Source organism: Streptomyces sp. NPDC060205, assembly GCF_042728395.1.
Lineage (GTDB): Bacteria > Actinomycetota > Actinomycetes > Streptomycetales > Streptomycetaceae > Streptomyces.
Map to the genome: position 1 here is coordinate 1 of NZ_JBHWZP010000577.1, position 2947 is coordinate 2947.

Genomic DNA, 2947 nt, shown 5'->3' on the forward strand with positions numbered 1-2947 from the left:
GGGACGAGCGCGCAGCGCGATACGGGGGCGAGGGGGCGCAGCCCCCATGCATGGACGGGAACGGGTAGGGGCGGCGGGGGCGAGAAACGCCCCTACCGGGGCTCCGGCGGCCGCTGGCGCGGCATGTTCGGCCGCGTCCCGGGCGGCAGCGAAGACCGCCCGACCGGCGCGACATCCCGCGCCCCGCCCCCTCCACCCCCACTCCCCGACGCCTGAAGCGCCAACGGCGCCCCCGCGCTCCGGAACTCCACCATCCAGTCCGCGGTCTCCACCCGCACCAACTCCGTCACGTCCTCGGAGAACCGCCGCAGCACCCCGAGGCACCGCTCCGCGGCCTCCCCGGCCGTCCCCTCGGCCGGCCCGAGAACCTCCCGTACGCACTCGGACGCCCAGTCGAACTGGAGCACCTGCAACCGCCGCTGCACGGCCTGCGCGGTCGCCACGTCCCGCATCCACCCGGAGGTCACCCCGAAGAACCGGTCCCCCGCCACGCAGGCGACCGCCGCCAGCAGCGCCAGATATCCCCAGGCGGCGCCCCCGCCGAGCACCCCGGCGAGATCCAGCAGGGGCAGCCCGGCCCCGGCGAGGGCTCCGGCGGCGGCCCCGGCCCGCAGGGCCCGCGCGCCCCGCCGCTTCCACACCCGGTCGCTGAGGTACCAGTACGCGGTGGTGAGCGCCCGTGCCTCCACCCACCGGTAGAGCTCGTCCAGCCGCTCGGCCGGTTCGCCCCAGTCGCCGAGCGGGAAGGGCCGCCCCATCAGGTCGCCGGGCTCCACCGGACCGTCGCCCCGACCGCCCTGGGCCGGCCCCTCGGGCTGCATGTCCGGCTGGCTCACCCGACGCTCCCTCGCTGTGACGTTGTGTGACGGTGACGTGGCGCGTGGTGCTGGTGCGCCGCACCCTTACTACCTCCCCATGGGTGGAGACAGTCCTGCTTTCGGGGCTTTTCCGCTCGGATGTGGGTCCTGATCAGGTATAGACCAACCTGCCCTCTCACTCGAAAGAGTGCCGAAGCGACGGCCCCGTAGACCACGTAGGCTCGTGCCAAGGCGGAATTCACGCCGGAAAGCCGTATCCGAAGGCAGTACTCACCGCAGTACTCACAGCCGTACGAACCAGGAGCTGATCGTGATTCCCGGTGGTGGCCAGCCCAACATGCAGCAGCTGCTCCAGCAGGCCCAGAAGATGCAGCAGGACCTCGCGAACGCCCAGGAGGAGCTGGCGCGCACCGAGGTCGACGGCCAGGCGGGCGGCGGCCTGGTGAAGGCGACGGTGACGGGCTCGGGCGAACTGCGCGGCCTGGTCATCGACCCGAAGGCCGTCGACCCCGAGGACACCGAGACCCTCGCCGACCTGATCGTCGCGGCGGTCCAGGCGGCCAACGAGAACGCCCAGGCGCTCCAGCAGCAGAAGCTCGGCCCGCTGGCCCAGGGGCTCGGCGGCGGCAGCGGCATCCCCGGCCTGCCGTTCTAAGTCAACCCGGCGGTCCCTTCTAAGAAGGCCGACCGCCAACTACCGTACGTACGAAGAGGGCAAGCGCGACTACGGTACGTACCGAGTCCGTGGGAACAGGAAGGCAATCCGTGTACGAAGGCGTGGTCCAGGACCTCATCGACGAGCTGGGGCGGCTGCCCGGCGTCGGTCCCAAGAGCGCGCAGCGGATCGCCTTCCACATCCTCCAGGCGGAGCCGACGGACGTACGCCGTCTCGCGCAGTGCCTCATGGAGGTCAAGGCGAAGGTCCGCTTCTGTGCCACCTGCGGGAACGTGGCGCAGGAGGAGCTGTGCAACATCTGCCGCGACCCGCGCCGTGACCTCTCGGTCATCTGTGTGGTGGAGGAGCCGAAGGACGTGGTCGCCGTCGAGCGGACCCGTGAGTTCCGCGGCAAGTACCACGTGCTCGGCGGCGCGATCAGCCCCATCGAGGGGGTGGGCCCGGACGACCTGCGCATCCGGGAGCTGCTGGCGCGGCTCGCCGACGGCGCGGTCACGGAACTGATCCTGGCCACCGACCCGAACCTGGAGGGCGAGGCCACGGCCACCTATCTCGCCCGCATGATCAAGCCCATGGGCCTCAAGGTCACCCGCCTCGCCAGCGGCCTGCCGGTGGGCGGCGACCTGGAGTACGCCGACGAGGTCACCCTGGGCCGCGCCTTCGAGGGAAGGCGGCTGCTGGATGTCTGAACGACTGGTTGATGTACGGGACGAAGTTCTTGAGGAAGGCCGGCTTCTAGATGTCTGACGCCACGCTGCACGCGACCGATCCCGACCCCGACGACTTCTCGGTCCAGATCGCGGATCAGATCGAGAGTTTCCTCGTCGCGGTGACAGAGGTCGCGAGAGGCGACGAGCCGGACTCGGCCGTCCCCTTCCTGCTCCTGGAGGTCTCCCAGCTCCTGCTGGCCGGCGGCCGTCTCGGCGCGCACGAGGACATCCTTCCCGACGAGCGGTACGAGCCCGACCTGGGCCCCGAGCCGGACGTCGACGAACTGCGCGAGCGCCTCGCCGAGATGCTCGACCCGGTCGACGTCTACTCCGAGGTCTTCGACCCGTACGAGCCCCGCAAGGCGCCGGTCCCGGCCCGTATCTCGGACGATCTGGCCGATGTCATGGCGGATCTGCGGCACGGCATGGCCCACTACCGGGCCGGCCGCACCACCGAGGCGATGTGGTGGTGGCAGTTCTCGTACTTCTCGAACTGGGGCTCCACGGCCTCGGCCACCCTGCGCGCCCTGCAGTCCCTGGTGGCGCACGTCCGGCTGAACCAGCCCCTGCAGGAGCTGGACGGCCTGGACACCGACCAGGACCTCAGCGAGGACGCCCTCGCGGAGGAGGCGGGCCGCGTGATGGCGGAGGAGATCGCGGGCCCGCTGGGCCTGCGCGAGGTCAAGTGACGCACGGTCGTGCACATCGATGTGGGGCGGGCCCGGAGTCGACGACTCCGGGCC

At 71.2% G+C, this 2947-nt stretch carries 4 protein-coding genes; 3 read left to right on the forward strand and 1 reads right to left on the reverse strand.

Annotated elements, in window-relative coordinates:
* Positions 1–92 precede the first annotated feature (92 nt).
* Positions 93–836 (reverse strand): SLATT domain-containing protein, encoded by a 744-nt coding sequence (locus ACFWGJ_RS43070; RefSeq protein WP_387334423.1) that lies wholly within the window; start codon positions 834–836, stop codon positions 93–95.
* Between the two features lie 292 nt (positions 837–1128).
* Here ACFWGJ_RS43070 and ACFWGJ_RS43075 point away from each other — a divergent pair, with 292 nt between their 5' ends.
* The 3 genes from ACFWGJ_RS43075 to ACFWGJ_RS43085 all read left to right on the forward strand — a co-directional run bounded on the left by ACFWGJ_RS43075 (position 1129) and on the right by ACFWGJ_RS43085 (position 2893).
* The gene (locus ACFWGJ_RS43075; protein ID WP_107018119.1) at positions 1129–1473 is read left to right on the forward strand and encodes a YbaB/EbfC family nucleoid-associated protein; all 345 of its coding nucleotides are present in this window, start codon (positions 1129–1131) and stop codon (positions 1471–1473) included.
* A gap of 110 nt (positions 1474–1583) precedes the next feature.
* A complete protein-coding gene (gene recR / locus ACFWGJ_RS43080) occupies positions 1584–2183 on the forward strand; it encodes a recombination mediator RecR (RefSeq protein WP_107018120.1) in 600 nt (199 codons plus the stop codon).
* A gap of 50 nt (positions 2184–2233) precedes the next feature.
* Positions 2234–2893 carry a DUF5063 domain-containing protein gene (locus tag ACFWGJ_RS43085; protein ID WP_387334424.1) on the forward strand — a complete coding sequence of 220 codons (660 nt, stop codon included), beginning with the start codon at positions 2234–2236 and terminating at the stop codon, positions 2891–2893.
* Positions 2894–2947: the final 54 nt, after the last annotated feature.